Annotated in this window: 29 protein-coding genes; 11 read left to right on the top strand and 18 right to left on the bottom strand. The window is 67.7% G+C overall.

Annotated features, from left to right (window positions below; genetic code table 11):
- The first annotated feature begins 215 nt into the window (after positions 1–215).
- Complete coding sequence (locus OC184_RS03750; protein ID WP_265505856.1) at positions 216–1,274, top strand: mechanosensitive ion channel family protein; 1,059 nt, start codon at positions 216–218, stop codon at positions 1,272–1,274.
- A gap of 73 nt (positions 1,275–1,347) precedes the next feature.
- Here OC184_RS03750 and OC184_RS03745 read toward each other — a convergent pair whose 3' ends face one another.
- From OC184_RS03745 to OC184_RS03725, 5 genes are read right to left on the bottom strand one after another with little or no spacing between them, the layout of a single operon-like run.
- Positions 1,348–1,797: a ferritin-like domain-containing protein gene (locus tag OC184_RS03745; protein ID WP_265505855.1), complete on the bottom strand. Its 450-nt coding sequence runs from the start codon at positions 1,795–1,797 to the stop codon at positions 1,348–1,350.
- A 13-nt stretch (positions 1,798–1,810) separates the two neighbouring features.
- Complete coding sequence (locus OC184_RS03740; RefSeq protein WP_265505854.1) at positions 1,811–2,008, bottom strand: hypothetical protein; 198 nt, start codon at positions 2,006–2,008, stop codon at positions 1,811–1,813.
- On the bottom strand, positions 2,005–2,301 hold the full coding sequence (locus tag OC184_RS03735) for a hypothetical protein (protein WP_265505853.1): 297 nt from the start codon (positions 2,299–2,301) through the stop codon (positions 2,005–2,007). Before OC184_RS03735 ends, OC184_RS03740 begins: the two co-directional genes overlap by 4 nt.
- Positions 2,302–2,356: 55 nt before the next feature.
- A complete protein-coding gene (locus OC184_RS03730) occupies positions 2,357–3,526 on the bottom strand; it encodes a zinc-dependent alcohol dehydrogenase (protein ID WP_265505852.1) in 1,170 nt (389 codons plus the stop codon).
- A complete protein-coding gene (locus OC184_RS03725) occupies positions 3,526–4,143 on the bottom strand; it encodes an SRPBCC family protein (protein ID WP_265505851.1) in 618 nt (205 codons plus the stop codon). The genes OC184_RS03730 and OC184_RS03725 overlap by 1 nt, the downstream gene beginning before the upstream one ends.
- A gap of 172 nt (positions 4,144–4,315) precedes the next feature.
- Here OC184_RS03725 and OC184_RS03720 point away from each other — a divergent pair, with 172 nt between their 5' ends.
- Positions 4,316–5,302, top strand: a complete 987-nt coding sequence (locus OC184_RS03720; protein ID WP_265505850.1) for an SDR family oxidoreductase — start codon at positions 4,316–4,318, stop codon at positions 5,300–5,302.
- A gap of 15 nt (positions 5,303–5,317) precedes the next feature.
- Here the strand turns inward: OC184_RS03720 and OC184_RS03715 are convergent, their stop codons facing one another.
- Positions 5,318–5,470, bottom strand: a complete 153-nt coding sequence (locus tag OC184_RS03715) for a hypothetical protein (RefSeq protein WP_265505849.1) — start codon at positions 5,468–5,470, stop codon at positions 5,318–5,320.
- 149 nt (positions 5,471–5,619) lie between these two features.
- Here OC184_RS03715 and OC184_RS03710 point away from each other — a divergent pair, with 149 nt between their 5' ends.
- On the top strand, positions 5,620–5,829 hold the full coding sequence (locus OC184_RS03710) for a hypothetical protein (RefSeq protein ID WP_265505848.1): 210 nt from the start codon (positions 5,620–5,622) through the stop codon (positions 5,827–5,829).
- Here the strand turns inward: OC184_RS03710 and OC184_RS03705 are convergent.
- The 3 genes from OC184_RS03705 to OC184_RS03695 are packed head-to-tail and all read right to left on the bottom strand — an operon-like array spanning position 5,826 to position 7,268.
- Positions 5,826–6,149, bottom strand: a complete 324-nt coding sequence (locus tag OC184_RS03705) for a hypothetical protein (protein WP_265505847.1) — start codon at positions 6,147–6,149, stop codon at positions 5,826–5,828. The two genes, OC184_RS03710 and OC184_RS03705, sit on opposite strands and share 4 nt — an antisense overlap.
- A gap of 24 nt (positions 6,150–6,173) precedes the next feature.
- Complete coding sequence (locus tag OC184_RS03700; protein WP_265505846.1) at positions 6,174–6,395, bottom strand: hypothetical protein; 222 nt, start codon at positions 6,393–6,395, stop codon at positions 6,174–6,176.
- Between the two features lie 15 nt (positions 6,396–6,410).
- A complete protein-coding gene (locus tag OC184_RS03695; RefSeq protein WP_265505845.1) occupies positions 6,411–7,268 on the bottom strand; it encodes an SDR family oxidoreductase in 858 nt (285 codons plus the stop codon).
- A gap of 194 nt (positions 7,269–7,462) precedes the next feature.
- Between OC184_RS03695 and OC184_RS03690 the strand changes: the two genes are divergently transcribed.
- Positions 7,463–7,942, top strand: a complete 480-nt coding sequence (locus tag OC184_RS03690) for a sigma-70 family RNA polymerase sigma factor (RefSeq protein WP_265505844.1) — start codon at positions 7,463–7,465, stop codon at positions 7,940–7,942.
- Between the two features lie 125 nt (positions 7,943–8,067).
- Here OC184_RS03690 and OC184_RS03685 read toward each other — a convergent pair whose 3' ends face one another.
- Entirely contained in the window at positions 8,068–9,306 is a 1,239-nt protein-coding gene (locus OC184_RS03685; RefSeq protein WP_265505843.1) for a PRC-barrel domain-containing protein, read from the bottom strand.
- A 121-nt stretch (positions 9,307–9,427) separates the two neighbouring features.
- Complete coding sequence (locus tag OC184_RS03680; RefSeq protein ID WP_265505842.1) at positions 9,428–10,360, bottom strand: LysR substrate-binding domain-containing protein; 933 nt, start codon at positions 10,358–10,360, stop codon at positions 9,428–9,430.
- 105 nt (positions 10,361–10,465) lie between these two features.
- Between OC184_RS03680 and OC184_RS03675 the strand changes: the two genes are divergently transcribed.
- A complete protein-coding gene (locus OC184_RS03675; RefSeq protein ID WP_265505841.1) occupies positions 10,466–11,674 on the top strand; it encodes an acyl-CoA dehydrogenase in 1,209 nt (402 codons plus the stop codon).
- On the top strand, positions 11,667–12,806 hold the full coding sequence (locus tag OC184_RS03670; protein ID WP_265505840.1) for a CaiB/BaiF CoA transferase family protein: 1,140 nt from the start codon (positions 11,667–11,669) through the stop codon (positions 12,804–12,806). Before OC184_RS03675 ends, OC184_RS03670 begins: the two co-directional genes overlap by 8 nt.
- Here the strand turns inward: OC184_RS03670 and OC184_RS03665 are convergent.
- Genes OC184_RS03665 through ribA form a run of 5 tightly spaced genes read right to left on the bottom strand, consistent with a single transcriptional unit; the run spans position 12,803 to position 16,920 of the window.
- Positions 12,803–13,639: a RibD family protein gene (locus OC184_RS03665; protein ID WP_265505839.1), complete on the bottom strand. Its 837-nt coding sequence runs from the start codon at positions 13,637–13,639 to the stop codon at positions 12,803–12,805. The genes OC184_RS03670 and OC184_RS03665 overlap by 4 nt on opposite strands.
- Before the next feature lie 25 nt (positions 13,640–13,664).
- On the bottom strand, positions 13,665–14,438 hold the full coding sequence (locus tag OC184_RS03660; RefSeq protein WP_265505838.1) for a class I SAM-dependent methyltransferase: 774 nt from the start codon (positions 14,436–14,438) through the stop codon (positions 13,665–13,667).
- Between the two features lie 2 nt (positions 14,439–14,440).
- Complete coding sequence (locus OC184_RS03655; protein WP_265505837.1) at positions 14,441–14,836, bottom strand: 6-pyruvoyl trahydropterin synthase family protein; 396 nt, start codon at positions 14,834–14,836, stop codon at positions 14,441–14,443.
- 18 nt (positions 14,837–14,854) lie between these two features.
- Positions 14,855–15,799 carry a zinc-dependent alcohol dehydrogenase gene (locus OC184_RS03650; protein ID WP_265505836.1) on the bottom strand — a complete coding sequence of 315 codons (945 nt, stop codon included), beginning with the start codon at positions 15,797–15,799 and terminating at the stop codon, positions 14,855–14,857.
- The gene (gene ribA, locus OC184_RS03645; RefSeq protein WP_265505835.1) at positions 15,796–16,920 is read right to left on the bottom strand and encodes a GTP cyclohydrolase II; all 1,125 of its coding nucleotides are present in this window, start codon (positions 16,918–16,920) and stop codon (positions 15,796–15,798) included. Before ribA ends, OC184_RS03650 begins: the two co-directional genes overlap by 4 nt.
- A gap of 201 nt (positions 16,921–17,121) precedes the next feature.
- Between ribA and OC184_RS03640 the strand changes: the two genes are divergently transcribed.
- A complete protein-coding gene (locus tag OC184_RS03640; protein WP_265505834.1) occupies positions 17,122–17,853 on the top strand; it encodes an FkbM family methyltransferase in 732 nt (243 codons plus the stop codon).
- Here OC184_RS03640 and OC184_RS03635 read toward each other — a convergent pair.
- Positions 17,850–18,632 (bottom strand): inositol monophosphatase family protein, encoded by a 783-nt coding sequence (locus tag OC184_RS03635; RefSeq protein WP_265505833.1) that lies wholly within the window; start codon positions 18,630–18,632, stop codon positions 17,850–17,852. The genes OC184_RS03640 and OC184_RS03635 overlap by 4 nt on opposite strands.
- 80 nt (positions 18,633–18,712) lie before the next feature.
- On the opposite strand from OC184_RS03635, the gene OC184_RS03630 reads away from it, so the two are divergent.
- Both OC184_RS03630 and OC184_RS03625 read left to right on the top strand, forming a co-directional pair.
- Positions 18,713–19,870 (top strand): efflux RND transporter periplasmic adaptor subunit, encoded by a 1,158-nt coding sequence (locus OC184_RS03630; protein ID WP_265505832.1) that lies wholly within the window; start codon positions 18,713–18,715, stop codon positions 19,868–19,870.
- On the top strand, positions 19,867–22,929 hold the full coding sequence (locus tag OC184_RS03625) for an efflux RND transporter permease subunit (RefSeq protein WP_265505831.1): 3,063 nt from the start codon (positions 19,867–19,869) through the stop codon (positions 22,927–22,929). Before OC184_RS03630 ends, OC184_RS03625 begins: the two co-directional genes overlap by 4 nt.
- Before the next feature lie 3 nt (positions 22,930–22,932).
- Here the strand turns inward: OC184_RS03625 and OC184_RS03620 are convergent, their stop codons facing one another.
- Positions 22,933–23,562 (bottom strand): GntR family transcriptional regulator, encoded by a 630-nt coding sequence (locus OC184_RS03620; protein WP_265505830.1) that lies wholly within the window; start codon positions 23,560–23,562, stop codon positions 22,933–22,935.
- A 90-nt stretch (positions 23,563–23,652) separates the two neighbouring features.
- On the opposite strand from OC184_RS03620, the gene OC184_RS03615 reads away from it, so the two are divergent.
- Positions 23,653–25,236: a gamma-glutamyltransferase family protein gene (locus OC184_RS03615; protein ID WP_265505829.1), complete on the top strand. Its 1,584-nt coding sequence runs from the start codon at positions 23,653–23,655 to the stop codon at positions 25,234–25,236.
- A 12-nt stretch (positions 25,237–25,248) separates the two neighbouring features.
- A complete protein-coding gene (locus tag OC184_RS03610) occupies positions 25,249–26,232 on the top strand; it encodes a bile acid:sodium symporter family protein (RefSeq protein ID WP_265505828.1) in 984 nt (327 codons plus the stop codon).
- Positions 26,233–26,271: the final 39 nt, after the last annotated feature.

Here is a 26,271-nt window from a genome sequence, read left to right as displayed (position 1 = left end):
TGTGGCTGCCGCCCCTGCCTTGACCCAAGCGCTGGAGGTGGCGAATGTTCCGACATCCCCCTGTCCTGCAGCCCGGCCATGCAGGAATGTCGCAACCCGGCGGGCATCGGCCGCTGCCGGTGGATGCGTCCGGTCCGTGGAACCTGACGGGGCAAGGGTTGTTCGACCCCCGAGGGGCTGCGCGGCCCCGACCTGACACCAAGAATGGAGTTTGCATGACCCGCTGGACCGAGACCGCCCTTGTCTTCGCCCTTGCGCTTGTCGTGGCCTGGCTGGCCTTTATGGTGATCCAGCGCGTGGCGCTGCGCGTGGTGGCCCATAACGGCGGCTTCTGGCGTCCGCTTCTGGCCCGCACCCGTGGCGCGGTCCAGCTGGCCCTGATCATCGTGGCGGTCTCGGTCGCCTCGAACGCCGTACCGCTGCCTTGGCCCGAAACGGCGCTGCTGCGTCACCTGCTGCTGCTGGCCTTCATCGCCTGCGTCACGATGATGTTCCGTGCGGCCCTGGACATCTGGATGGCGCTGCACCTGCGCCGCTTCCGACTGGATGTCGAGGACAACCTGATCGCGCGCAAGCATGTGACACAGACGCGCATCCTCCACCGCGTGGGTGATGTGCTGATCTTTGCCATCGGCCTCAGCGCGGCGCTGATGACCATCGACGGCGTGCGGCAATACGGCGTCAGCCTGCTGGCCTCGGCCGGGGCGGCGGGCATCGTTGTCGGTCTGGCGCTGCAGCCGGTCCTGCGCAACCTTCTGGCGGGCATCCAGCTGGCCCTGACGCAGCCCATCCGCATCGATGACGCCGTCATCGTCGAGGGCGAATGGGGCAATGTCGAGGAGATCACCGCGACCTATGTCGTCGTCCGCATCTGGGACAAGCGCCGGCTGATCGTGCCGCTGAATTATTTCATGGAGACGCCGTTCCAGAACTGGACCCGCAGCGACGCGACGCTGATCGGGGTGGTGATGCTTTATGTCGATTACGACGTATCGATCCCAGACTTGCGGGCCGAGGCCGAACGGATCGTCCGCGCATCGCCCCTGTGGAACGGAGAGACCTTCGTGCTGCAGGTCACCGACTTCCGCGAAAGCGTGGTCGAGGTTCGCGTTCTGGCCAGCGCTCGCAACGCCGGCCGCGCCTTCGACCTGCGCTGCGAGATCCGGGAAAGGCTGCTGGCCTATCTGCAGTCCGAACAGAAGGCGGCGCTGCCACGTACCCGCGCCACTGTCGAAACCGAGAAGGCGCCTGCGTTTCTGCAAGCGGACGGCTGACCAGCGCAGCTTGCGCTGCCCATGAAAAAGCCGGCGCCGCAATGGCGCCGGCTTCGTCATCTGTCCAGACAGATCAGAGCGCTTCCGCCGTCCGCTCCATCCATTCGCGGTGACGACGTTCGTCGGCCAGCGCTTTTTCGAAGAACGCCTTCGACTTCGGGATGGCATCGCGATGCGCGGCTGCGCGGTCATAGGCGGTGACGGTGTCATCCTCGTTGGTCTTCATGGCCTTGAGGATGGCGCTGTCGCCCATCATCCCGGCCAAGGTGACCTTGCCGGTTGTCAGCATCTGCTTCATGTCGCCTTCCAAGGGGGCTTCGGCCCCGGTCTCGGCAGCCATCTCGTTCAGCACGTCCAGGTGCTGGAGGTGGTCTTGGCGAAAGCTCTCGATCTGGCTGGCGATGGTGCTGTCGGACAGCTTCTCGATCGTCGTCTCGTAGGCGGCGATGGCGTCGCGTTCGAGCAGGATCAGGTTCTTGACCAGGTCCTGAATGGTGTTTTCGGTTCCTACGGTGGTGGCCATCAGAGGTCCTTCCTTACTTGTTGGTGCGGCCGCGCTGAGAGGGATCGACGCCCCCTTGCGGCGTAGTGTCATTGGCGACGTCGCCTTCAAATGTGTTGTCGCCCTCAATGGGCGGGTCCTTGCGGTCGGCGCCCTTCGAACGTCCGATGCCCGGATCCTCGCGCAGATCCTTGTCGGTGGGTTCGTCGGTCTTCGGATGCTTGTTGCTCATGCCTCGTCCTTGCGGTCGTTCGGGCGTTCGTCGGCCAGCTTGTCCTTGTCGGCCACCGCGCCGGGTTCGCCCCGGCCGGGGCCGTGGTTGTCGACGTTGGAACGGCCCTGTTCGTTCTGGACATGGGCCGAATCCAGCCCGCGCTGGTCGGAATGGCGCGAGGTGTCGCGGTTCGACAGCGGTTCTTGGGGCAGGCGCGTGCCGGGGTCGGCGGGGGCAAGTCCGCCGGTCCCGTCGCCTTTCGCCTGGTCCTGCTGTCCGGGGCCGAAGCCCTTCCTGTCTGCATGTGCCATGTTGGTCTCCTTTCGGATGTCCCCAGAACCGGCAGGGCGCGGCAATGTTCCCGGATCAGGGGGTCAGCACGACTTTTGTCCATTCGTTCTGCTGGTCGTGGAAGTTGCGATAGCCGCGCGCAGCCTCCTCGAGCGGCAGGCGGTGAGAGATCAGGAAGGTGGTGTCGATCTCTCCCTCCATGATCCGGTGCATCAGCTCCTTCGTATAGCGTTGCACATGGGTCTGGCCGGTGCGGATCTGCAGGCCCTTCTCCATCAGCGCGCCAAGCGGGAACTTGTCGGCCATGCCGCCATAGACGCCCGGCACAGACACGCGGCCGCCCTTGCGCACCGCCATCAGCGCCATGCGCAGGGCATGCGCGCTGTCGGCGCCCATGCCGAAGCGCTGCTTGGCGGAATCCAGCAGGTTGTCGGGTGCAAAGCCGTGGCTCTCCATGCCAACGGCGTCGATGACAGCGTCTGGACCCAGACCGCCCGACATTTCCATCAGTGCCTCGAGCACGTGGGTCTGCTTGAAGTCGATGACCTCGGCCCCCAGCTTGCGCGCCAGGTCCAGCCGGTGCGGATAGTGGTCGATGGCGATGACCTTGCCCGCGCCCATCAGCAGCGCCGACTGCACGGCAAACAGTCCCACAGGGCCGCAGCCCCAGACCGCGACCGTGTCACCTGGTTCGATGTCGCAGTTCTCAGCGGCCATCCAGCCGGTCGGAAGGATGTCTGACAGGAACAGCACCTGTTCGTCGGGCACCCCGTCAGGCACGACGATCGGTCCCACGTCTGAAAACGGCACGCGGACATATTCCGCCTGACCACCGGGATAGCCGCCGGTCAGGTGCGAATAGCCGAACAGCCCGCTCATGGCGTGGCCATAGAGCATCTCGGACGCGTCCTGCTTTTCGACCGGATTCGAGTTGTCGCAGGCGGAATAGAGGCTGGCCTTGCAGAAGAAGCAGCTTCCGCAGCTGATCGTGAAGGGCACCACGACCCGCTGGCCCTTCTGCAAAGTCGATTTCGGGCCGGTTTCGACCACGCGGCCCATGAACTCGTGACCCAGGATGTCGCCCTTGGCGACGCCGGGGATGACGCCGTCGTAAAGGTGCAGGTCCGATCCGCAGATCGCGGTCGATGTCACCTCGATGATCGCGTCGCGCGGGTTGACAATTTCGGGGTCCGGGGCGTTTTCGACCCGCACATCGTGACGGCCGTGCCAAGTAAGAGCGCGCATCAGGTGTTCCTCTGGTTGGCATTGGTGGCGATCTCGCCGGTCTCCAGCAGCATCTTCAGCCGCTTCAGTTCGTGACGGCCACGGGTCCGGGGGTCGGCGCGGCGCAGCTTGGCGGCCCATTGCCCGGCCATGCCCCAGTGCGGGCGCCAGGCGACATGGGCCTCGACTTCGGTGCCGCGTCCGGCGGGGGCGTCGCGCAGTTGCACCTTCGCCTCGATGTCGAAGTCCGACCCCTCGACCGACCGCCAGGCCAGTGCCTCGCCGTGGCGGTCCTCGACCAGCCGCGTCTCGATGCGGGCGTCACCGCCGGGTGTGGCGATGACCCAAGTCATCCGGTCGCCGGGGCCACGCTCGACCGCACGCAGGTCCTGCATGAAGCGGGCCAGCTGTTCGGGTTCGCGCCACATCGCGTGGATGCGGTCTCGGGGGGCGTCGATGGTCACGGTCCGCCCGGCGACGATATATGCGCCGAAGCGCGACTGCCTGGCGGTGCGGCCGGGGGCGCTATCCGGAGGGCGGTTGCGGGTTTCGTTCATCAGCCGCGTCACGGCGGCGGCGCCGATCGCCAGCGCGGCCAGGCCGGTGACGGTCACGATATCTGTCTTGCGTCTGTGCATGATGGCTCCGGGTTCTGAAAGATGCGGGCGGCGTGCCCGCGGGCATCAGGCGGGAAGACGTCACCAACTGCGAACCGGCGGCGTTGTTCCTGCGCGCGGGAACATGCGGACCGGTCGCCGGTTCTTCCTGCAGCCACGCCGCCCGCCGGGCGGCCAGGAAAAGGAACGCAACATGCACCAGGAACCAGGTCCCCGCGTCGTCGTCATCACCGGCGGGTCGAGCGGCATCGGCGAGGCGACGGCCATGGCCTTCGCCAAGGAACGGGCGATCCTCGTCCTTGCGGCGCGCGATCTGGACGCGACCGAGGCCGTCGCCCGCCGCTGCCGCGCCCGCGGAGCGGCGGCGCTGGCCGTCCAGGCCGACATCGGGGACATCGCGCATGTCCGCGCGCTGGCGGATGCCGCCTGCGACTTCGGCGGCGGGATCGACGTCTGGGTCAGCAATCCCGGCGTGGGCGCGGTCGGGAGATACGACGAGGTCCCGATGGAGGCCCATGAGCGGGTGATCCGCACCAACCTGATCGGCCACATGAACGAGGCGCATGCCGCGCTGCCGATCTTTCGCCAGCAGGGGCAGGGGGTCTTCGTCAACGTGATCTCTCTGGGCGGCTTCGCCTCCACGCCATTCGCGGCGGCCTATGGCGCCAGCAAGTTCGGGCTGCGCGGCTTTTCCGAGGCGCTGCGCGGAGAGCTGCAGGACCAGCCGCACATCCATGTCTGCGACATCTATCCGTCCTTCGTGGACACGCCGGGCATCAGCCACGGCGCGAACTATACCGGCCGCCGCCTCAGCGCACCGCCGCCGCTGCTGGATGCGCGGCGCGTCGCGCGGGCGATCTGCCGCGTCGCAGACCGCCCGAGGGCCACGACAATGGTTGGCGCCGTGACCGCGATGGTGCGGCTTGGTCACGCGATTTCGCCCCAACTGAGCACGCACCTGATGGGGGGCTTCCTGCGGACCTATTTCGACCGGGCACCGGTGGCGGCGGTTACTGACGGAAACCTGCATGAGCCGCCGCAGATCGCAGGTGGCATCGACGGCGGGCTTCGCAGCGATCGGAGCGAGGTTGCGAAAACGGCTGTACGGCTGGCGGCCTTCGGCGGGGCGACCGTGCTGCTGGGCACTCTGCTGACCCGGACCGGGTCCCGCCGCCGCTGACGGTCTTTGACCGGCTTATCCGCGCCCTGACCGTTGCAGCGCCTGGCGCAGGCGTTCGACAAGGGCGCGGATCTCGTCCGACAGAGGCATCTGCTGAAGGCTCTGCCGCAGCGGGGCAAACTGGCGCTGAAGATCGCGGGCGCTGGTTTCTTGGTCGCTGTTCGTCATGTCGTCGGACCTCTGCAAGACGTTGAAGACGGATCATGCGGGGGGCTTCTGTCGCCATTCGTTCATCGGTCAAAAGGTCGCAGGCAAGTAGGGCTTCGCCTTTTGCAACAGTTGACCTATGTTAGTCGGGTTGGCTTGAGGATGGCGCGATGGTGGGAAAATCGGTGGATGGTCAGTGCGGCGTTGATGATGCGCTGTTGCGGATGCAGGCGGATGTAGGGAACATCCCGCTGTCGCCCGAGGTGCGGGCCTTGGCCATGCGTCTGGCGCAGGCGTTGGATACCGCTGATGGGCCGCAGATGACGATGCCGAACGTGCCTGACCACAACCAGGGCCTCGGCCAGGACGAGCATCCCTAGACCAGCGCCCAGATCCCCAACAGGATCACCACGACCATCAACACGATCGGCAGCACCATGCGCCCCTTGTCGGGGGCCTGGACGTTCTGCGTTTCGCGCCCGGCGGTTTCCTCGCGGCGGCGCTGATCGCCGGCGGCGACATGCGCTTCGGCCGGCGTGACGGGATTTCCGCTGGCTTCGGCGTCGGTGCCAAGGGGGGCGGCGGCCGGGTCGGGATAATCGACCTTGTCGGCCGCAGCGCCCCGGTCGATCTCTCGGCGGAGCATGTCGGGGTTGTCGCGCGCACCGTCGCGGTCGGTCGGTGGGGGATCCTTGCTCATGGTTGGTTCCTCTGCTTCAGGTGGTCAATAGGTCGCCGGCGGGTCGCTGGCCGGGAAGGATTCGTCCGACATTTCGTCCACGCGGTCCCAGTGGCGGGGCGGGCTTGCCATCTCCTCGGGTCCGGCGTCGCGGACCCGGTGGCGGGGTCCGTGGTGGTCGCGGACGGGCATGCGACGCTGCAGCGAAGGCGCCGCCAGCCCAGCCAGGACGCCCAGTGCAAACATCATCGTCAGTTCCTTGCGCATGATCGAAACCTTTCTTCAGATAAAGGGCTTGCCGCCGGTCACGGCGATGGTCGCGCCCGAGACATAGCTCGACATGTCCTCGGCCAGCATCACATAGGCAGAGGCCAGCTCGACCGGCTGGGCGGGCCGTCCCATCGGGTAGCTCGCGCCGAACTTCGACACTGCCTCGGGCTTGAAGCTGCCGGGGATCAGCGGTGTCCAGACCGGCCCAGGCGCCACGCAGTTCACCCTGACGCCGCGATATGCGACCATCTGGGCCAGCCCCATGGTGAAGTTCTGGATCGCCCCCTTGGTCGAGGCATAGGCCAGAAGCGCCGGGCTGGGCTGGTCCGAATTGATCGAGACCGTGTTGATGATCGAGGCGCCTTCCTTCAGGTGCGGCATCGCCGCCTTGCACAGATAGAAGATCGCGTCGATGTTCGTGGCGAAGGTCTTGCGCCATTCCTCGTCGGGAATGTCCTCGATCCGGTCGAACAGCTCCTGGTGTCCGGCATTGTTGACCAGGATGTCCAGCTGGCCCCACTTGTCGATGATCCCGTCGATGATGCTGCGGCAATGGGCGGGGTCGGCGATGTCGCCCTCGAAGCACAGGCAGCGGCGGCCCTCGGCCTCGACCAGCTGCGATGTCGAGCGCGCGTCGTCGTCCTCGGACAGGTAGGACAGCGCGACGTCGGCACCCTCGCGGGCATAGGCGATAGCCACGGCGCGGCCGATGCCGCTGTCGCCGCCGGTGATCAGCGCGGTCTTGCCGGCCAGGCGGTTGGCGCCGCGCCAGCTGTCCTCGCCATGATCGGGGACCGGGTTCATGCGCGCAAAGCTGCCGGGCAGTTCTTGCGTCTGTTCGGGGAAGGGGGGCTTGGGATAGCGTGACATCGGCAGGCTCCAGTCGGGGTATCGTGGGCCCTAACCGGGACTCGTCGCGAATGTTCCTGCCGATGGCGGCAGGTTCGGGGACGCACCAGCCAAAGCGACGGCGGAACCCAACACCGTTCACGAGCATTTGCACATGTGGGAAAAGTCTTACCCGGACGATTTCAGAAGACGGACAGGCTGACGGAAGGCAACGCATGTCAGACGACTTACTCGACCACGTCCGCGCGCTGCACGCGTACGGCCAGTCGCTGTGTGGCAACCCGACCGAGGCGGAAGATCTGGTTCAGGAAACGCTGGTACGTGCCATCGAACATGCTGACAGCTATCGGCCCGGCACCTACATGCGGGCGTGGCTGTTCACGATCATGCGCAACCGGTTCTACACCAACCGCAAGAAGGCTGCCAGGGAACCGACGGGGTCGGCCGACTGCGTATCGATCGGCCCCAGCACCCAGCCTACGCAGGAATGGCACCTGCGCAACAACGAGCTGTGGCAAGCGCTTGACCAGATGCCGACGCATTACCGAGAGGCGATCGTGCTGGTGGGCGTCATCGGCGAGAGCTATCTCAATGCGGCCGAGATCCTGGACTGCGACATCGGGACGGTCAAAAGCCGGATCTCTCGAGCGCGGGCGATCCTTCGGAACGCGATCGACCCCCCCAATGAGGAATAATTGCCCCCGCTGAAGCGATGGCTTTAATAAGACTGGCGGCAGTCCACCCAGGGCTGCCGCCATATTCATGTGTGCAACTCGTAAGGAAGAAAAGGGCGGAGCGCCGGAGCGCTCCGCTTCGCCGGTCACCCTTCGTAGGCGGGCATCTGTTCAAGCTGCTCGCGCGATGCGTCGACATAGATGCGGATCTCGTCGCCGGCTTCGCTGCGCAGCACGGTCACCTCGTCAAGACCAAGCGCCACGGTGTGCGCACCGATCCCCAGGAAGCCGCCAACGTCGACGATGAAGAACTCAACCACGCCATCTTCCGACAGGCGCACATCCTCGACGTTGCCGATGTTCGCTTCGTCCTGGCCATAGACCTCGGCGCCATTCAACTCTTCGACCGAAATCGTGTTCTGGTCGACCGCCACATAACCGGTAAGCTCGACCTCGGGCGCCATCATCGCCTCGCGGCCCTGACGCCATTCGGCGTTCATGGCAGCGTCATCCTGCTGCTGCATGTCCTGCTGCGGCATCTCTTGCTCGGCGGTCGCATCCGCGGCCTGATCCTCGACGCTGACATTCGCCTCGCCGGCTGCGTTGATGTCGACCTGCGGCTCTTCCTGCTGGGTGAACTGGATGATCGGTTCGGCAGGTTCAAAGATCACCTCAGGCTGCATCTGTTCCAGAGCTACCTCGGCCTCGCCCTGATCGACCAGCTGAACCTGCGGGGTTCCCTGCTCAACCTGAACGTCGGCCCCGCCGGTGTCCTGCGCATCTTCCAATGCGACATCGACCTGGGCTTCGCCCTGTTCGACCTCAACAACCGGCTCGGCCATGTCGACATCAACCTGCGGCTCGGGCGTCGTGACGTCAACCTGCGGGTCAGGCATTTGCACGATGATCTCGGGGTCTGGCTGGTCGATGGTCACGGTCGGCTGGGGCATGTCGATCGTCACCGTCGGCGGAGCCTGACGCACGATGATCTGCGGGCGCGGGACGGTCACGTCGACCTGCGGCTCGGGCTGCGTCACGCTGACCTCGGGGGCGGGCTGTTCGACGGTGACGGTTGGATCAGGCTGCGTGACCACGATGCGGCCCTCGATCATCTCGGCCTGGTCGCCCTGGTCGAGCGCGGCATTGACCTGCACCACATAGGGTTCGCAGGCAGCATCGTCGCCAGCTTCGATGACCGGGCGCGCCTGGTCCAGCCATTCCTGTTGCAGCCTGTCGTTGTATTCGTCGGCGATCCGTTCAAGCTGGGTACAATAGTCGGAGCCGGTGTCTTGTCCCATGCCATCTGCGGCCTCCTGGGCCAGCGCTGGCGCTGCGGTCGAGCAGAGCAGCGAGGCGGCCAGAATGTGTGTCAGACGCTGTTTCATCGTCGTCTCCTGTGTTTCGGATTTGGACACCAGCAACAGTTGGATCGCCGATGTGTTCCTGAATTTCGGCAGGAAATGGCCGGTGGGCGTCTAATTTACTGTTATGAAACTGATTTCGGCGTCAGCCTGCGGCGGGGTCTTCACCTGCTTCCTGGCTTGACAGCAGGTCCAACGTGACCGTCGCCGCGACCCATTGACGAAAACGCGCCAGCGCTGGGTTGCCGTCGCCCCGTTCGGGCCACGCCAGCCAATAGGCCCCGTCGCCGGGAACCGCGGGTTGCAGGATCGGCACCAGGCGACCCTCGGCGATTTCGGGATGGGCCAGGTAGCTTGGCAGCAGCGCCACGCCCAGTCCGCTGATCGCTGCCTGGATCATCATCGAGAACTGGTCCATGACCATGCCCGACACGACGCCCCCGCCGCCGCCCTGCGCGTTGAACCACGCTTGCCAGCCGTGCGGGCGCGTCTCCAGTTGCAGCACCGGCAGCCCGGCCAGGTCAACCGGTCCGGTGATCGGGTGGCTGTCCAGGAACAGGGGCGAGGCGCAGGCCGTCAGCCGTTCGTCGAACAGCTTCATGTGATGCGCGTCGGGCCAGTCGTCGGCGCCGAAGTAGATTGCAGCGTCGAACGTCTCGGTCGCGAAGCTGAAGCGCTGGATCTTGGTCGAGAGGTTGATCGAGATGCCCGGATTGTCCGCCAGGAACTGCCCGATCCGCGGCGCCAGCCACCGCGTCGCAAAGGTCGGCAGCACAGACAGCGACAGCGCACCTCCGCCGGGGTTCGCGATCAACCCCATGCTGGCCCGCTGGATCAGGTCCAGCCCCTGCGTCACGCTGGCGGCATAGACCTGCGCCTCGGGCGTGGGCGTCAGCCGCTTGCGGTCGCGCGCGAACAGCGGCTTGCCCAGCTGGCGTTCCAGCGACGCGATCAGCCGGCTGACCGTGCTTTGCGTCAGGTGCAGCTCATCCGCCGCCGCCGTGACCGAGCGGTGGCGGATCACCGCCTCGAAAGCGATCAACTGTGACAGGCTGGGAAGAAAGCGGCGTTGGCGCATCGAACATTCATAGGATGAATGTTCTCATGTGGAAATACTGTTTCTGTCTTGGTGGCCGATGCGATACACCATGGCAAACAGTCATTCGATGCAGGAAGGCAGATCATGCTGGACAAGACCACCGTTGACCACAAGGGCGGCACCTTCACCTGGGAAGACCCGTTCCTGCTGAACGACCAGCTTGAGGAAGACGAGCGGATGATCCGCGACACGGCCGCCTCCTTCGCCGCCGACAAGCTGGCCCCCCGCGTGCAGGAGGCCTATCTGACCGAACACACCGATCCCGAGATCTTTCGCGAAATGGGCGCCAGCGGCCTTTTGGGCGTCACCATCCCCGAGGAGTATGGCGGAGTTGGCGCCTCCTATGTCGCCTACGGTCTCGTCGCCCGAGAGGTCGAGCGGATCGACAGCGGCTATCGGTCGATGATGTCGGTGCAGAGCAGCCTGGTGATGTTCCCGATCCACGCCTACGGGTCCGAGGAGCAGCGCCGGAAATACCTGCCGAAGCTGGCCAGCGGCGAATGGATCGGCTGTTTCGGCCTGACCGAACCCGATGCCGGGTCGGACCCCGCCGGCATGAAGACCCGCGCCGTCAAGACCGATGGCGGCTATCGTCTGAATGGGTCGAAGATGTGGATCTCGAACGCGCCCATCGCGGATGTTTTCGTGGTCTGGGCCAAGTCCGACGCCCATGACGGCAAGATCCGCGGTTTCGTTCTGGAAAAGGGCATGAAGGGCCTGTCGGCACCCAAGATCGGCGGCAAGCTGTCGCTGCGCGCTTCCATCACCGGAGAGATCGTGATGGAGGATGTCGAGGTCGGCGAAGACGCGCTGCTGCCCAATGTCAGCGGCATGTCGGGGCCGTTCGGCTGCCTGAACCGTGCGCGCTATGGCATCAGCTGGGGCGTCATGGGCGCGGCCGAGGATTGCTGGTTCCGCGCCCACCGCTATGGCATGGACCGAAAGCAGTTCAACCGCCCGCTGGCCGCGACGCAGCTTTACCAGAAGAAGCTGGCTGACATGCAGACCGAGATCGCCTTGGGCCTGCAGGCCAGCCTGCGCGTCGGGCGCCTGATGGACCAGGGCCGCTTCGCGCCCGAGATGATCTCTCTCATCAAGCGCAACAACTGCGGCAAGGCGCTGGACATCGCCCGCGTCGCCCGCGACATGCATGGCGGCAACGGCATCCAGATCGAATACCACGTCATGCGCCATGCCCAGAACCTGGAAACAGTGAACACCTACGAAGGCACGCATGACGTCCATGCGCTGATCCTGGGCCGGGCCCAGACGGGGCTGCAGGCCTTTGCCTGAAGGTCCGCTGTGCGGCCTGAAGGTCGTCGAGCTTGCGCGCATCCTGGCCGGTCCGTGGATCGGCCAGACCCTCGCCGACCTGGGGGCAACAGTCATCAAGGTGGAATCACCCGACGGCGACGATACCCGCCGCTGGGGGCCGCCCTTCATCGACCGTCCCCGCGCCGACGGATCAACCGAAAGGGTGGCCGCCTATTTCCACGCTGCCAACCGCGGCAAGACCAGCGTCACCTGCGATTTCAACGACGCGGACGACTTGGCACGGCTGCGCGGCCTGATCGACCAGGCCGACGTCGTCATCGAGAACTTCAAGTATGGTGGCCTGACGCGTTTCGGTCTGGACTATGCCAGCCTGTCGGCGCGCAATCCGGGGCTGGTATATGCCTCGGTCACCGGGTTCGGGCAGACAGGACCACGCGCCGGTCAGCCCGGCTATGATTTCCTGATCCAGGGCATGAGCGGGATCATGGACCTGACCGGCGACCCCGAGGGCGAGCCGCAGAAGGTCGGCGTTGCCTGGATCGACATCTTCACCGGCCTTTACGGCGTCATTGGTATCCAGGCGGCCCTGGCCGAGCGGGCGCGGTCAGGGCAGGGGCAGCAGGTCGATCTGGCACTCTTCGACTGCGCGCTGGGGGTGCTGGCCAATCAGGCCGCGAACCACCTGCTGGGCGGGACCGAGCCGACGCGGCTGGGAAACGCGCATCCCAATATCGTGCCCTACCAGGTTTTTCCGGCGCGCGATGGTCACCTGATCATCGCCTGCGGCAACGACCGGCAATTCCGCGCGCTGTGCCTGGCATTGAACCTGCCAGACCTGGCCGAGGATCCCGAACTGGCCACCAACGCGCAGCGCGTGGCGCGACGGGAAGCCCTTTGCGCGCGGCTGGCGCAGGCGACGTCGCAGCGCGACCGGGCGGATCTTATCGCCGCGCTGACCGCAGTCGGCGTGCCCGCCGGTCCGATCAATCGCGTGTCCGAGGCGCTGTCGGACCCGCAGTCACAGGCACGAGGCATGGTCATCGGCCCCGAGGGGATCGCGGGCTTGCGCACGCCGATCACCCTGTCGCGCAGCGCGACCGTGGCCGAAGGCGCGGCCCCGGCGCTTGGCGAGGGGCGCTGGAGCTTCTAGCCCGCCGCCGGGACTTGCCTCAGTGGGTGCTTCGAGTGGACCGGCAGCATGCATCTGGCGGCCAGATCGCCCAGCCCGCAGTCGAAGACGATGTCGCTGCCCAAGCCGAAAACGCGCGTGTCGGGGCGCAGCGCGTCCTTCAGCCGATCGACTGGCGTCCGGCTGGTCAGGCCCTGCGGGCCGGCGCCGATGATCAGGGGCGCGATTGAGACCTGCAGACGGTCCAGCAGCCCGGCTTCGAGGAACCCGGTGATGGTCGTCCCGCCGCCCTCGATCAGCAGCGAGCCAAGACCCACCGTTCGCAGCCCGTCCAGGATCTGCGACGGGTCCAGCTGCCTGTCATGCAGGGGCAGGCGCAGGATCTCGACTCCGCGGGGGCGGGGGCGGTCGACGCCCTGCACGACGATGCGCCGCGCACCGGTCGCGGCCAGCATCGGTGCATCATCGGGCAGGCGCCCGCGCGGGTCAATGACGATGCGGGCCGGGTCGTGGCCGCTGCACAGCCGCACCGTCAGGCGCGGATGGTCGTGCAGCGCGGTTCCCACCCCGATCACCACACCGTCGACCAGCGCCCGCAGGCGGTGAAGATGCGCCAGCCCGTCGGGTCCAGAGACGTCGCGCGCGTCGCCAGACATCGTGGCGATGCGCCCGTCCAGCGACTGTCCGATCTGCGCCACCGTGACCGGCCCCAGGTCGCGTCGCGCCACGGGGCCGTAAAGGTCCAGCGCCGCCCGTTCTCCGGCGGAAAAACGGCCGCAGCAGGCACATGCCTGGCCGCTGCGCACCGCCAGGATGCGGTCCCAGACCCGGGGGGTGACGTCGACGGCCTGCATGGTGTTCGTCTCCTTCGGATAAGGGTCAGGCAGTGCGGGGCGGCAGCGCCAGAAGGTCCAGATGACCGATCAGGCAGCGACTCTCAGAGGCCATTCCGGCGCGGGCCCGGCCCCATTCGGCGGCCATCGGCTGGCCCGCCTGGCCGGCCGCGTCCGCAATTCCCTCCACCAGCGCCCGGTGCAGGGGTACGGCCTCTGCCGCGATCCGCCACGGGCTGATCGCCTGCTGCACGTTGAATCCCGCGGCGCGGAAGATGGTCGCGGCCACGGTTCCAGCATCGGGTCCCAGGGCCGGCCCCAAGCCCTTGTCGCTGCGCTGGTGGTCGTTGAAGGCGCGGGTCACGTCGTGGTCCTTGGGCAGGGCTGGCTCCCACGACATGATGCCATCATAGGACAGTGCGGCATAGAAGGGCAGCCCCGCCGCCGCCAGTATGGCGGCCAGATCCTCGATCCAGGCGGCCGGCATCAGGTCCAGGAGGGCCGAGGCGGTGACCAGCGTCACCCCCTCCAGCGGCAGGGCGTCCAGTTGCGCCAAATCCAGTTCATGCACCTGCACGCGACCGGGGGCCTCGGCGCTGGCCTGGTCCAGCAGCAGCGGATCGTTGTCGACCAGATGCCAGCGGGCGGTCTCGGGCAGGTGCGGCGCCAGGGCCCGGACGGTCGATCCCGTGCCGCAGCCCAAGTCCAGGATCACCGGTGCTGGTCCTGCGGCCGCGACGGCACGGGTCAGCAGGGCCGGGTCCCGCGCCTTTTGGTCGGCGGGTTCGCGCAGCGCCAGCCACTGTGCCGAGAACCCCATGATCAGAGATCCCCCTCGAACCAGGCGCGCGCCATGTGGCTTTCCTGCAGCGTCACGCGCAGCCGCTTCAGCCGCGCCGGATCGCCCAGATCGCCCGTCCGCGCCTTGTCGGCCAACTGGTCGAAGATGTGCTTGCAGAGGAACTCGGTCGTGGTGAACTTGCCGCCGAAGGCCTCGATCTCGTCCAGGTTCTTGTAGCGCAGCGGCGCAAGGGCATCCGACAGCGCCTCGGTTGCCAGGCCCATGTCGACAACCAGGCTTTCGTCATCCATCTCCTCGGCGAAGAAGGCGGCGTCGACGGTGAAGGTCGCGCCGTGCATCCCCTGTGCGGGCCCGAAGGTGGGCGACGGCAGGGAATGGGCGATCATGATATGGTCCCGGACTTCGACTGCGAACATTTGCGCTCCTGCAAGTGGTCAGAATTTGACGCGATGACATAACGTGCCGGGGTCTGACAGGATCCCCGGATAGGCGGCGGGCAGGTCAGCGAAGTCTGTCTGACCAGAGATCAGCGCGTCCAACCGAGCGTCTGCCAGCAGCGCCAGCGCCTTGGTCAGGCGTCGGCGATAGGTCCAGCGCGGCGCGCGGTCGGGCGGGATGGCCCCGACCTGAGAGCTGACGATCCGCAGGCGGCGGCTGTGGAACGCGCCGCCAAGCGGCAGTGCGACTTGCGACTGACCATGCCAACTGGCCTCGACCACGGTGCCTTGGGGTCCAGCCAGATCCAGCGCCGCCACCAGCCCGGCCTGGGTGGCGCTGGCGTGGATCACCACGTCCTGGTCCGGCAGGCCGCCGCCTGACGCCGCGAAGTCGCAGCCAAGCCCACGGGCCAGCGGTTCGCGGGCGGCCAGCGGGTCGATGACCGTGACCTCGGCCCCCGGCAGGCGCGCGGCGAGTGACGCCACAAGCAGCCCGACCAACCCGCCGCCCACCACCGCGACCCGGTCGCCGGCACCTGCCTGACTGTCCCACAGGATGTTCAGCGCGGTTTCCATGTTGGCGGCCAGGACCGTACGTTCCGGCGGCACCGCGTCCGGCACCGGGATCAGCGCATCTGACGGCAGACGGAACTGCGACTGGTGGGGAAAGAGGGCGAAGACGGTGCGTCCGGCCATATCCCCCTCGGCCGCGCGGCCGACGGCGGCATAGCCGTATTTGACCGGAAAGGGAAAATCCCCCTCCTGAAAGGGCGCGCGCATGCGGTCCTGCTCGGACGGAGGGACGCCGCCGGACAGGACCAGCCGTTCCGTGCCGCGGCTGATGCCCGTGAACATTGTCTGGACAAGAACACCCTGACCTAACGCACCGTCGCGGATCTCGGCCCGACCTTCGCCCACGCACCATAGCGCCTGGGCGGTCATGCCAGCAGGTGCCCGGACTTGCGTGCCTTGGTGTCAAGATAGCTGGTGTTGTCGGGACCGCGACCGACCTGCAGGGCCACGCGTTCGACCACCTGGATGCCTTCGCCGTCCAGCCGCGCGATCTTTGCAGGGTTGTTCGTCATCAACCGCACACGTCCGATCCCCATCTGGCGCAAGAGCGCCGCGCCGGTTCGGAAGTCGCGCTCGTCATCCTCGAACCCTAGGCGGTGATTCGCCTCGACCGTATCCAGGCCCTGGTCCTGCAGCGCATAGGCACGCATCTTGTTGGCCAGCCCGATGCCGCGTCCCTCCTGGTTGAGATAGAGAAGCACGCCGGACCCCTCGGCCTCCATCGCCGCCAGCGCGGCGCGGAGCTGCGAGCCGCAGTCGCATTTCAGGCTGCCAAGCACATCGCCGGTGAAGCAGGCCGAATGAAGGCGCACAAGGACCGGCTTCGACCGATCCGGCTGACCGACTTCAACCGCGTAATGCTCGGCACCGCCGTCGCTGGCACGAAAGACATGCAGGCGCCCGTTGCGCGCCGCCAGCATCGGCACCCGCGCATCCGAGACCGGACGCGGATCGCGCGGCGCCAGCAGTTGCGCCAGCACCTCGTCCGCGCCGAGGATGCCCAATCCGTTGCGCATCGCGGTCTGCATGACATCGGGACCGGTAACCACCAGCGCGGCGGGCAGAAGCTCGGCCGCCTTGACCAGACGGATGGCGGCGCGGTGCAGGGCGGTCGGCTGCTGCTGCGGCGCCTGCGGCACCGCGTCAGAGGCAGGCATCCGACGCGACGGGTCGGCAAGCGACCGTACCCAGTCCAGCCGCGCATCTGCAGGGACGGGCAGAAGGGCAACCTCGCCTTCATGTGGGCGATGCCGCAGCGCCTCGGCCCGCCGTGAGGTGACGACCAGTTGATGCGGCGCATCAATGGCCGCGAACCTTTCGGCAGACAGGGTCTCGACCGGCAGGACCAGCGCGGCTTCGGACGTGCTCAGCAGCGCGACCGGCAGGCCCAGGCGCAGGTCGGCCACCATGCGCGCGACGCGTTCGGCATGTCCCGGGGCGAAGGGATCGACAGGCGTGGCGGCACCGGGAAGCAGAGGAGAGACGCGCATGGATCGACCTTCAGCCCTTGGGAACAAGAAGATGTTTCAATCTAACAGCCTGATACACGTAGAGGTTCCGGAGCTGGTTTCACTGCGTGGCGGAATGTCGCGGGCAGGACCGGCGATTTCAGGGAACATCCAGGGCGGCAGCGCACTTTCTGGACGCGCCCGGCGCACCGCCCTAGGCTGAGGCTTTCATTGGGGGATACGATGCAGCTGCGCACCTGGATTGGATTGATCCGTTCGCTTGCGATCTACTACAATCCCGTGCGGCAGCGACAGCTGGTACGCTTCTATAGGGACCTTTTGTCGCCGGGGCAGCTGGCCTTCGACATCGGCGCCCATGTCGGCAGCCGTGCGCGGGCGATGCGTCGTGCAGGCGCCCGCGTCGTCGCCTGCGAACCGCAGGAACCCTTCGTAAGCTTCCTGCAGCGCAGCCTGCCGAGCGACATCGTCCTGGTCCGCAAGGCCGTCGGCCCGACCGAGACGATGGCGCAGATGTCGGTCTCGTCGCTGCACCCGACGGTGTCCTCGCTCAGCGCGAGCTTCGCGGCCGATGCGGCCGAGGCACCGGGTTTCGGCCATGTGCGGTGGGACCGCCGCCAGCAGGTGCAGGTCACGACGCTGGACCGCCTGATCGCCGATCACGGGATGCCCGATCTGGTCAAGATCGACGTCGAGGGGTTTGAGCTGGACGTCCTGGCCGGGCTGAGCCAGCCCCTGCCGCTGGTGTCGGTGGAATACCTGCCGGGCCTGCCCGACCGGACCTTGGCGGTCATTGACCGGCTGGAAGAACTGGGTAACTACTGCTTCAACCCCGTGGCCGGAGAAGATGCCCGCTTCCTGTGGCCGGACTGGCGCGATGCGGACGCGGCGCGGTCCTGGCTGCGCGGCCTGCCGCGCGATGGGCGGTCCGGCGACCTTTATGCGCGGGCGGTCTAGGCGGGCTGGCGGATGGTGGCGGCGAAGCGATCAAAGATCGCCGCAGGGGCGGCGATCACGTTGCCGCTGTCCTCGGGGCGGTCTTCGGGGCTCCAACCCTCGACGCGGCAGCCGGCCTCGCGCAGCAGCACCAGTCCCGCGGCGATGTCCCAGGGGCGCAGGCGGCGTTCCCAGAATCCGTCCAGCCGTCCCGCCGCGACATAAGCCAGATCCAGCGAGGCCGCCCCCATCCGCCGCACCCCCGCCGAATGCGGCAGCACGCGGATCAGGTCGGCGGCATGGTCGGGAATTGCCGGCATGTCGCCGAACGGCAGTCCCGTGCCGAACAGGGCCGCATCGAAACCCGGCGGCGCGGCGGGCGTCAGGGCCGCGTCGTTCAGCCGCAGCCCGTCGCCGATGCGGGCGCTGAAGGTCTCGTCCTTCAGAGGGTCGTGAACGACGCCCAGCACCAGCCGGCCATCCTCTTCCAAAGCGACCGACACGGCCCAGTGGGCGATCCCGCGCAGGAAGTTCGTCGTGCCGTCCAGCGGATCGACGATCCAGCGGCGGCGGCCGGGCAGGTCCCCGGTCTCTTCGCCCAGCCAGCCGTCGCCGGGGTGGGCATCCAGAAGGTGGCGCCGCAGCAGCGACTCGGCCCCGTGATCGGCCTGCGACACATAGTCGCCGGCCCCCTTCGCGGTGATCGTCAGTTGATCCCGCGCGGCCCATTGGTCGCGGAGGAAGGCACCGGCGGCCCGGGCTGCGTTGCAGGCCAGCGTCAGGTCGTCGATGGTGCTCATGGCGTAGGCCCTTCTGTCTCGGTTGCCCTGCGGATGCCCGCCGGGGCAGCGGCTGTCAACGCCGCCCCGGAAGATCACACATGATTTGGTTTGCGGCGGGGACCGGATGGGGCACTCTGCCGCTGCGCGCGAATGAAAGGCTGACGATGCGGATCCTCAGGGCGATAATCGGCACGGTGGTTGTCGCGGGGGCGGCGGCTGCCGGGCTGCACCTGTCGGACCGGCTTCTGGCGGCGCCCGACCCGCAGGTTCAGGCGCGGGCCGTACCAGAGGCCGTGCCGGTGGAGACCGTGCCGGTCATGACCGCCCGCTTCACCGACAGCGTCCGCGCCGTCGGCACCGCCCGCGCCCGTCGCGCGGTCGAGGTCACGGCCGAGGCCAGCGGTCGCATCATGCGCATCGCCTTTACCCCCGGCGCCGAGGTCGCGCAGGGCGACCTGCTTCTGGCGCTGGACGACCGGGCGGAACAGGCCGACCTGATGGCAGCCGAGGCGACGCTGGCCGAAACCCAGGCCGCCTTCGCCCGGCAAGAGCAGTTGAACCGCAGCGGCAGCGCCTCGGATGCGGCGTTCCAGACCGCGCGGGCGGCGCTGCTGCGGGCTGAGGCCGAACGCGACCGCGCCCAGCTGGCGCTGGAGGATCGGCGCGTGACGGCGCCCTTCGACGGCGTGACCGGCCTGACCGACCTGGTCGAGGGGCAGCTTCTGGACAGCGCGACGCCGATCACGACGCTGGACGACCTCTCGGCGATCGAAGTCGATTTCGCCGTGTCGGAGACGCTTCTGCCGCGGCTGGCCGTGGGGCAGGCGGTGCAGCTGCGCTCGGCCGCATGGCCAGGCCGCGTCTTTCCCGCCCAGATCGCGCGGATCGACACGCGGGTCGATCCGGCCACCCGCTCCATCGCGCTGCGCGCCCAGATGGACAACGCCGACCGCGCGCTGACGGGCGGCATGTTCCTGCAGGCCGAACTGGTGCTGGACGAACGCCAGGCGCCGGCGGTCCCTGAAACCGCGCTGACCGTGGACGGCGACCGCCACCTTGTCCTGATCGCGCTCGACGGGAAGGCACAGCACGCCGAGATCGAGGTCGGCCAGCAGATCGACGGCCTCGTCGAGGTTCTGGCAGGCTTGGGCGCCGGCACGCCGATCATCGTATCGAACCTGCACCGCGTCAGCCCCGGCACCGCCATCAGCGCCACGCCGCGGACGCAGTCGGCCAGCGCCGAGGCCGGGGGATGAGCCTGCCTGACCTCGCCCTGCGCCGCCCTGTGCTGGCGACCGTGATGAACCTGCTGATCGTGCTGATCGGCGCCGTCGCGATGACGCGGCTGCCGGTCAGGGAATTGCCGCAGGTCGACGTCGCCGAAGTCAGCGTCCGTGTCGATTACACCGGCGCCAGTCCTGAGGTTGTCGACAACCAGCTGGCCACGGTCATCGAAGGCGCGCTGGCGGGCGTCAGCGGTGTGACGGCCATGCGCACGAATTCGGACCGGGGCGGCATGCGCAGCGTCCTGACCTTCGATCCATCGCGCGACATCGACAGCGCCGCCAACGACGTTCGCGCGGCCGTGGACCGGGTGCTGAACGACCTGCCGGAAGGGGCGGGCACGCCGCGGGTGGAGAAGAACGACGACGAGGGCGATCCGGTCATGCGGCTGTCGCTGTCCAGCCCGTCGATGTCGCCGCTGCAGCTCTCCGACTATGCCGACCGCTTCATCATCGACCGTCTGGCGCGGCTGCCGGACGTGGCCAACACTTCGATCTATGGCGAACGCGCGCCGTCGATGCGCATCTGGCTGGACCAGTCGCGGATGGCCGGATACGGCCTGACCACCGGCGACGTCATCACCGCGCTGCAGGCGAACAACGTCGAGCTGCCGGCGGGCGAGATCGAGACCGATGCGAGGCAGCTTCAGGTGCTGGCCGAAACGCGCTTCGCCTCGGCCGATGCCTTCCGCCAGGTGGTCCTGCGCGACGACGGTACGCGGCCCCTGCGCCTTGGCGACATCGCCCGGATCGAACAGGGCGCCGAAGAGACCGAGACGCTGTTCCGCTCGAACGGCGTGGTGGCGCTTGGCATGGGCGTTCTGCCGCAAGCGCAGTCGAACACGGTTGCCATCTCGAACGCCATCCGGGCCGAGATCGAGCGCATCCGCCCGACCCTGCCGGAGGGGATGTCGCTGCGCGTGACCTCGGACGAGGCGGTGTTCATCGAAAGCTCTCTGGCGCAGGTCCTGAAGGTCTTTGCCGAGGCGGTGGCGCTGGTGACGGCGGTGATCTTCCTGTTCCTTGGCTCGATGCGGCTGTCGCTGGTGCCGGTGGTGACGATCCCCATCTCGGCCCTGGGGGCGGGGCTGGGGATGCTGGCCTTGGGGTTCTCGATCAACATCCTGACGCTCTTCGCGCTGATCCTGGCCATCGGCCTGGTCGTGGACGACGCCATTGTGGTGCTTGAGAACATCCAGCGACACCGCGCCATGGGCGCCAGCCGCGCTGAGGCCGCGCGCCGTGGTGCGGGGCAGGTCAGCTTCGCCGTGATCGCGACGACCGCCGTCCTGATCTCGGTCTTCCTGCCGGTCAGCTTCATGGAGGGCGAACTGGGGCAGCTGTTCGCGGAATTTGGCATCGTCATGGCAATTGCCGTGGCGGTGTCCGGCTTCGTCGCGTTGACGCTGTCGCCGGTGCTGGCCGCCCGCGTGATGCCGCGAGAGGACAGGCCGAACTGGCTGACCCGCAGCGTCAACCGCGCCATCGGCTGGTTGGAACGCGGCTATGATGCCGTCCTGGCCCGTCTGATCGCGCGGCCGGTGGCGATTCTGGCGGGAACGGCGTTCCTGGTCGCGGCCTCGGTGTCAGTCTATCAGGCGCTGCCCCGCCAGCTGACCCCGGACGAGGACCGCGGCGCCTTCCGCATCATGCTGACGGCGCCGCAGGGGTCGAACCTGGCCTATACCGACGCCGCCGCCCGCAAGGTCGAGGCGATCATCGCGCCGCTGCGCGAGCAGGGCGTCGTCGAGAACCTGACTACCGTCGTTGGCATCTGGGGTGAGCCCCGGCGCGCCTGGGTCTTCGTGAACCTGGTGCCTTGGGAACAGCGAGAGGTCACCGTGGACGAGGTCATTTCGGAACTGCGGCCGCAGATCTCGGCGCTGACCGAGGTTTCGTCTTGGCTGCAGCCCTCTGGCGGGCTGGGGATCGGCAGCGGCAGCGGCAGCATCCGCTGGATGATCGGCGGGCCGGATCTGGCGCGCGCGGCGACCTGGGCGAATGATCTGGCGGCGGAACTGCAGGGCGCCCCGGGGCTGGCGGGGGTCGAGGTCGACTATGCCGCCAACCAGCCCGGCGCGTCGCTCTCCATCGACCGGACGCGGGCGCAGGACCTGGGGCTGGACAGCGAAACGGTGGCGCAGACGCTGCAGGTGCTGTTCGCGTCGCGCACGGTCGGTGAATATGCCGATGACGGGCGGCAGTATCCGGTGATCCTGCAGGCGCTGCCAGAGGATCGCGACAGCGTGCAGGACATGCTGTCGGTGATGATCCGCAACCAGCGCGGCGACCTGATCCCGCTGTCGGCCTTTGCCGACATCGCCACCGGCGCCACGGTTCCGGAAATCGACCGCTATGACCGCCTGATCTCGGTCGAGACCGAGGCCGACCTGGTGGAGGGCACCGACCTCGCCCGCGCCATGGCCGTGGTGGAATCCGCCGCCGCCGACCTTCCCGCAGGCGCGCTACTGGCATGGCGGGGCCAGGCCGAGGATTTTCAGGAGAACCAGGGCGGTGTCGCGACCGTCTTCGTCATGGCGCTGGCCATCGTCTTCCTGGTCCTGGCCGCGCAGTTCGAAAGCTTTCGCACGCCCATGACGATCATGTTGACGGTGCCGCTTGGCCTTTCGGGGGCGGTGGCGACGCTGATGTTCACCGGCGCATCGGTCAACATCTTCTCGCAGGTCGGAATGATCCTGCTGATCGGAATCATGGCCAAGAACGGCATCCTGATCGTCGAGTTCGCCAACCAGCTGCGCGACGAGGGGCGCGATCTGGTGTCGGCGGCGCGGGAAGGGGCGGTGACGCGGCTGCGGCCGGTAATGATGACCACGATCGCGACGGTCCTGGGGGCGGTGCCGCTGGCCACGGCGACGGGGGCGGGGGCCGAAAGCCGCCGGGCAATCGGCGCGGTGATCGTGGGCGGTCTGTCACTGGCCTTCGTGCTGACGCTGTTCCTGACGCCGGTGATCTATGTCCTGATCGAGAACCTGCGCCGGCAGCCCCGCCCCGAGGCGCAGCCAGCCGAGTGACGTTCACCGCGTCGCGATCAACTCCAGCACGGTGCCGAGCGCCGCGCCCATATGCGCGCGCATCAGCGCCGCAGCGCGGTCGGCGTCGCGGGCGGTGACCGCCTCCAGGATGGCGCGGTGTTCAGCGCGCGACGTGTCGATCCGTTCGGCGCGCTGCGTGAACTGCGCGTTGCGCCAGGGCAGGCTGCGGCGGTTCAGATCCTCCAGCAGACCGGCCAGCACCTGGTTCTGCGCCCCCTGCCGCAGCGCATCGTGAAAGCGGATGTTCACATCGGCATAGTCGACCCCCGGCCCGTCGCCGTGCAGGATGCGGTTCAGCATCGCGATTTCGGCCGCGCTCATGCGCCGCGCCGCCATTCCAGCGCAGAGCGCCTCCAGTTCCCCCAAAGCCTCGAACAGGTGACGCAGCGCGTCTGCTGACATGCGGCGCACCACGAAGGCGCGGCGCGGGCCGCGTTCGACCAGCCCCTCTCCGGCCAGCTTCTGCAGCGCCTCGCGCACCGGGGTGCGCGACAGGCCGAACTGCTCGGCCAGCGCGGTTTCGGCCAGAGGCGCGCCGGGGGCCAGCCGACCCTGAACGATCTGCGCGGCCAGTGCGGCGTGAACCTGTTCGGCGGAACGCGGGGCAGTCATGGCAGAGATCCGATGATTGTATTCTCTTCAACACAACATGTATACATATCGCACAGTCATCGCCAAGTGATTCACGGCAAGGGGGACGCCATGACCGCATTCGATTTCCTGTCGGGCCGTCGCCCGTCGACCCTGGCGGGGCGGGCGATGGTGGCGACGTCGCATCCGCTGGCGACGGCGACGGCACTGACGATTTTGGCCGAGGGTGGAAACGCCGTGGACGCCGCCATTGCCGCCAGTGCGGTGCAGGCGGTGGCCGATCCGCTGATGACGGGGATCGGCGGTGACTGCTTCGCGCTCTATGCGCCCGCCGGGGGGGGCGTGCGGGCGCTGAACGGGTCGGGGCGCGCGCCCGCCGCAGCCACTGTCGAGGCGTTGCAGGCCGCCGGCCTGACGACCGAGATCCCGCAGACCAGCCCGCATGCGGTGACGGTGCCGGGCGCGGTCTCTGCTTGGTGTCGGCTGCACGCCGACGTTGGGTCGCTGCCGCTGGAACGCCTGTTCCGTGACGCGATCCGCTATGCCCGCGAAGGCTATCCGGTCACGCCGCGCGTGGCGCGGGACTGGGCCGAGGCTGCGGCCGACATCGGCGCCGATCCGCACGCCGCCGAGGTTTTTCTGCCTGTGCCCATGGCCGGGGTGCGCCACGCACAGCCCAAACTGGCCGAGAGGTTCGAGGAGATTGCGGCCGGAGGGGCGGCCGCATTCTACCGGGGCGCCACGGCGGACAGCATGATCGCCTATCTGCGTGGGCTGGGCGGGCTGCACACGACCGAGGACTTTGCCGAGGCGACCGACGGGGCCGAGTGGGTCGCGCCGATCAGCGCCAGCTATCGCGGGTTCGAGATCCACGAATGCCCACCGAACGGGCAGGGGCTTGCGGCGCTGCTGATCTTGAAGATCATCGAAGGCTTCGACATGGCTGCGCTGTCCGCAGCGGACCGCCTGCATGTGCAGGCCGAGGCGTCGAAGCTGGCCTATCACCACCGCGATGCGCTGCTGGGCGATCCCGACCATTGCCGAGACTTGGACCAGACGCTGCTTTCGGATCGAGCCGTCGCGGCGCTGCGCGCCCGCATCGACATGGACCGCGCGATGCCGCCCGCGTTGTGGGATGAGCCCGAACATCGTGACACCATCTATCTGTGCGTCGTGGACGCGCAGGGGAACGCGATCTCGTTCATCAACTCGATCTTCCACGGGTTCGGGTCGTGCCGGCTGGACCCCGCGACTGGCGTCCTTTTCCAAAGCCGCGGGGCGTCCTTCCGGCTGATCCCGGGGCACCCCAACGCGATCGGGCCGCGCAAGCGCCCGATGCACACGATCATTCCGGGCATGGTGACGCAGGCGGGGCGCACCGTCATGCCCTTCGGCGTGATGGGCGGTCAGTATCAGGCGGCGGGCCACGCCGCCTTCCTCTCGGCGGTGATCGACCGGGGGCTGGGCCTGCAGCAGGCCATGGACGAGCCGCGCACCTTCGCCACCGACGGCGTCCTGCAGGTCGAATCGACGCTGCCCGAGGACATCTGCGCCGATCTGGCGGCGCGCGGCCACCAGATCAAGCGGCTGACCGGCCCGATGGGCGGCGCCCAGGCGATCCGCATCGACGCGACGACTGGGTTGCTGGAGGGCGGGTCGGACAGCCGCAAGGACGGCATGGCCCTTGGGTTCTGAAGGAGCAGACGGATGAGTTTCCTCAAACGGATCGGGATCGACACCTATATGCTGATGCTGCTGGGCACGGTGCTTCTGGGCTTGGCCCTGCCGGCGCGGGGCATCGCGGCCGAGGCTCTGGGGCAGGTGACCTATGCCGCGGTGGCGCTGCTGTTCTTTCTCTATGGCGCCAAGCTGGACCCGGCCTCGGTCAAGGCGGGCATGCTGAACTGGCGGCTGCAGGGGCTGACCTTCGCGTCTACCTACCTGCTGTTCCCGGTTCTTGCGGTCGGCTTTGCGGCGGTGTTCGGCGGCCTTCTGGGCCCGCAGGTGACGCTAGGGCTCTTGTTCCTGGGCGTTCTGCCCTCGACGATCCAAAGCTCGATCGCTTTCGTGTCGATCGCCGGCGGCAATGTCCCGGCGGCAATCTGCGCGGCCTCGCTGTCGAACCTCGTGGGCGTCGTGCTGACCCCAATGCTGGTGGCGCTGCTGCTGCAAGCGGGCGACGGCGGTGTCGATCTGGACGCGGTGATACGCGTGGGGACGCAGATCCTGCTGCCCTTCGTGATCGGCCAGATCCTGCGTCCCTGGGTCGGAGGTTTCGTGAAACGGCACCGCATGCTGACCCTGGTCGTGGACCGGGGCGCGATCCTGCTGATCGTCTATTCCGCCTTCAGCGCGGGCACGGTGTCGGGCCTCTGGTCGCAGATCCCGCCCGCCAGCCTGGTCGCGCTGATCGCGGTCGCGCTCATCATGCTGGCAGCGGTCTTCGGCGCCATTGCGCTGATCGGCCGCCTGTCGCGGATGCCGGCCGAGGACCGGACCGTGCTGTTCTTCTGCGGTTCGACCAAGAGCCTTGCGTCCGGCCTGCCCATCGCCTCGGCGCTGTTTCCGGCGGCGACAGTGGGGGCCACGGTGCTGCCGGTGCTGATCTTCCACATGGCGCAGCTGCTGATCTGCGCGATGATCGCCCAGCACAGCGCCCGGCGGGCTGAGGGCGAGGCGCTGGTATCGTGAACGGAGGCGGATGGAACCGCCCTCCTTTGCGACACGTTG

The sequence above is a fragment of the Paracoccus rhizosphaerae genome, assembly GCF_026162645.1.
Lineage (GTDB): Bacteria > Pseudomonadota > Alphaproteobacteria > Rhodobacterales > Rhodobacteraceae > Paracoccus > Paracoccus rhizosphaerae.
This window is presented reverse-complemented; position numbering and strand designations above follow the sequence as displayed.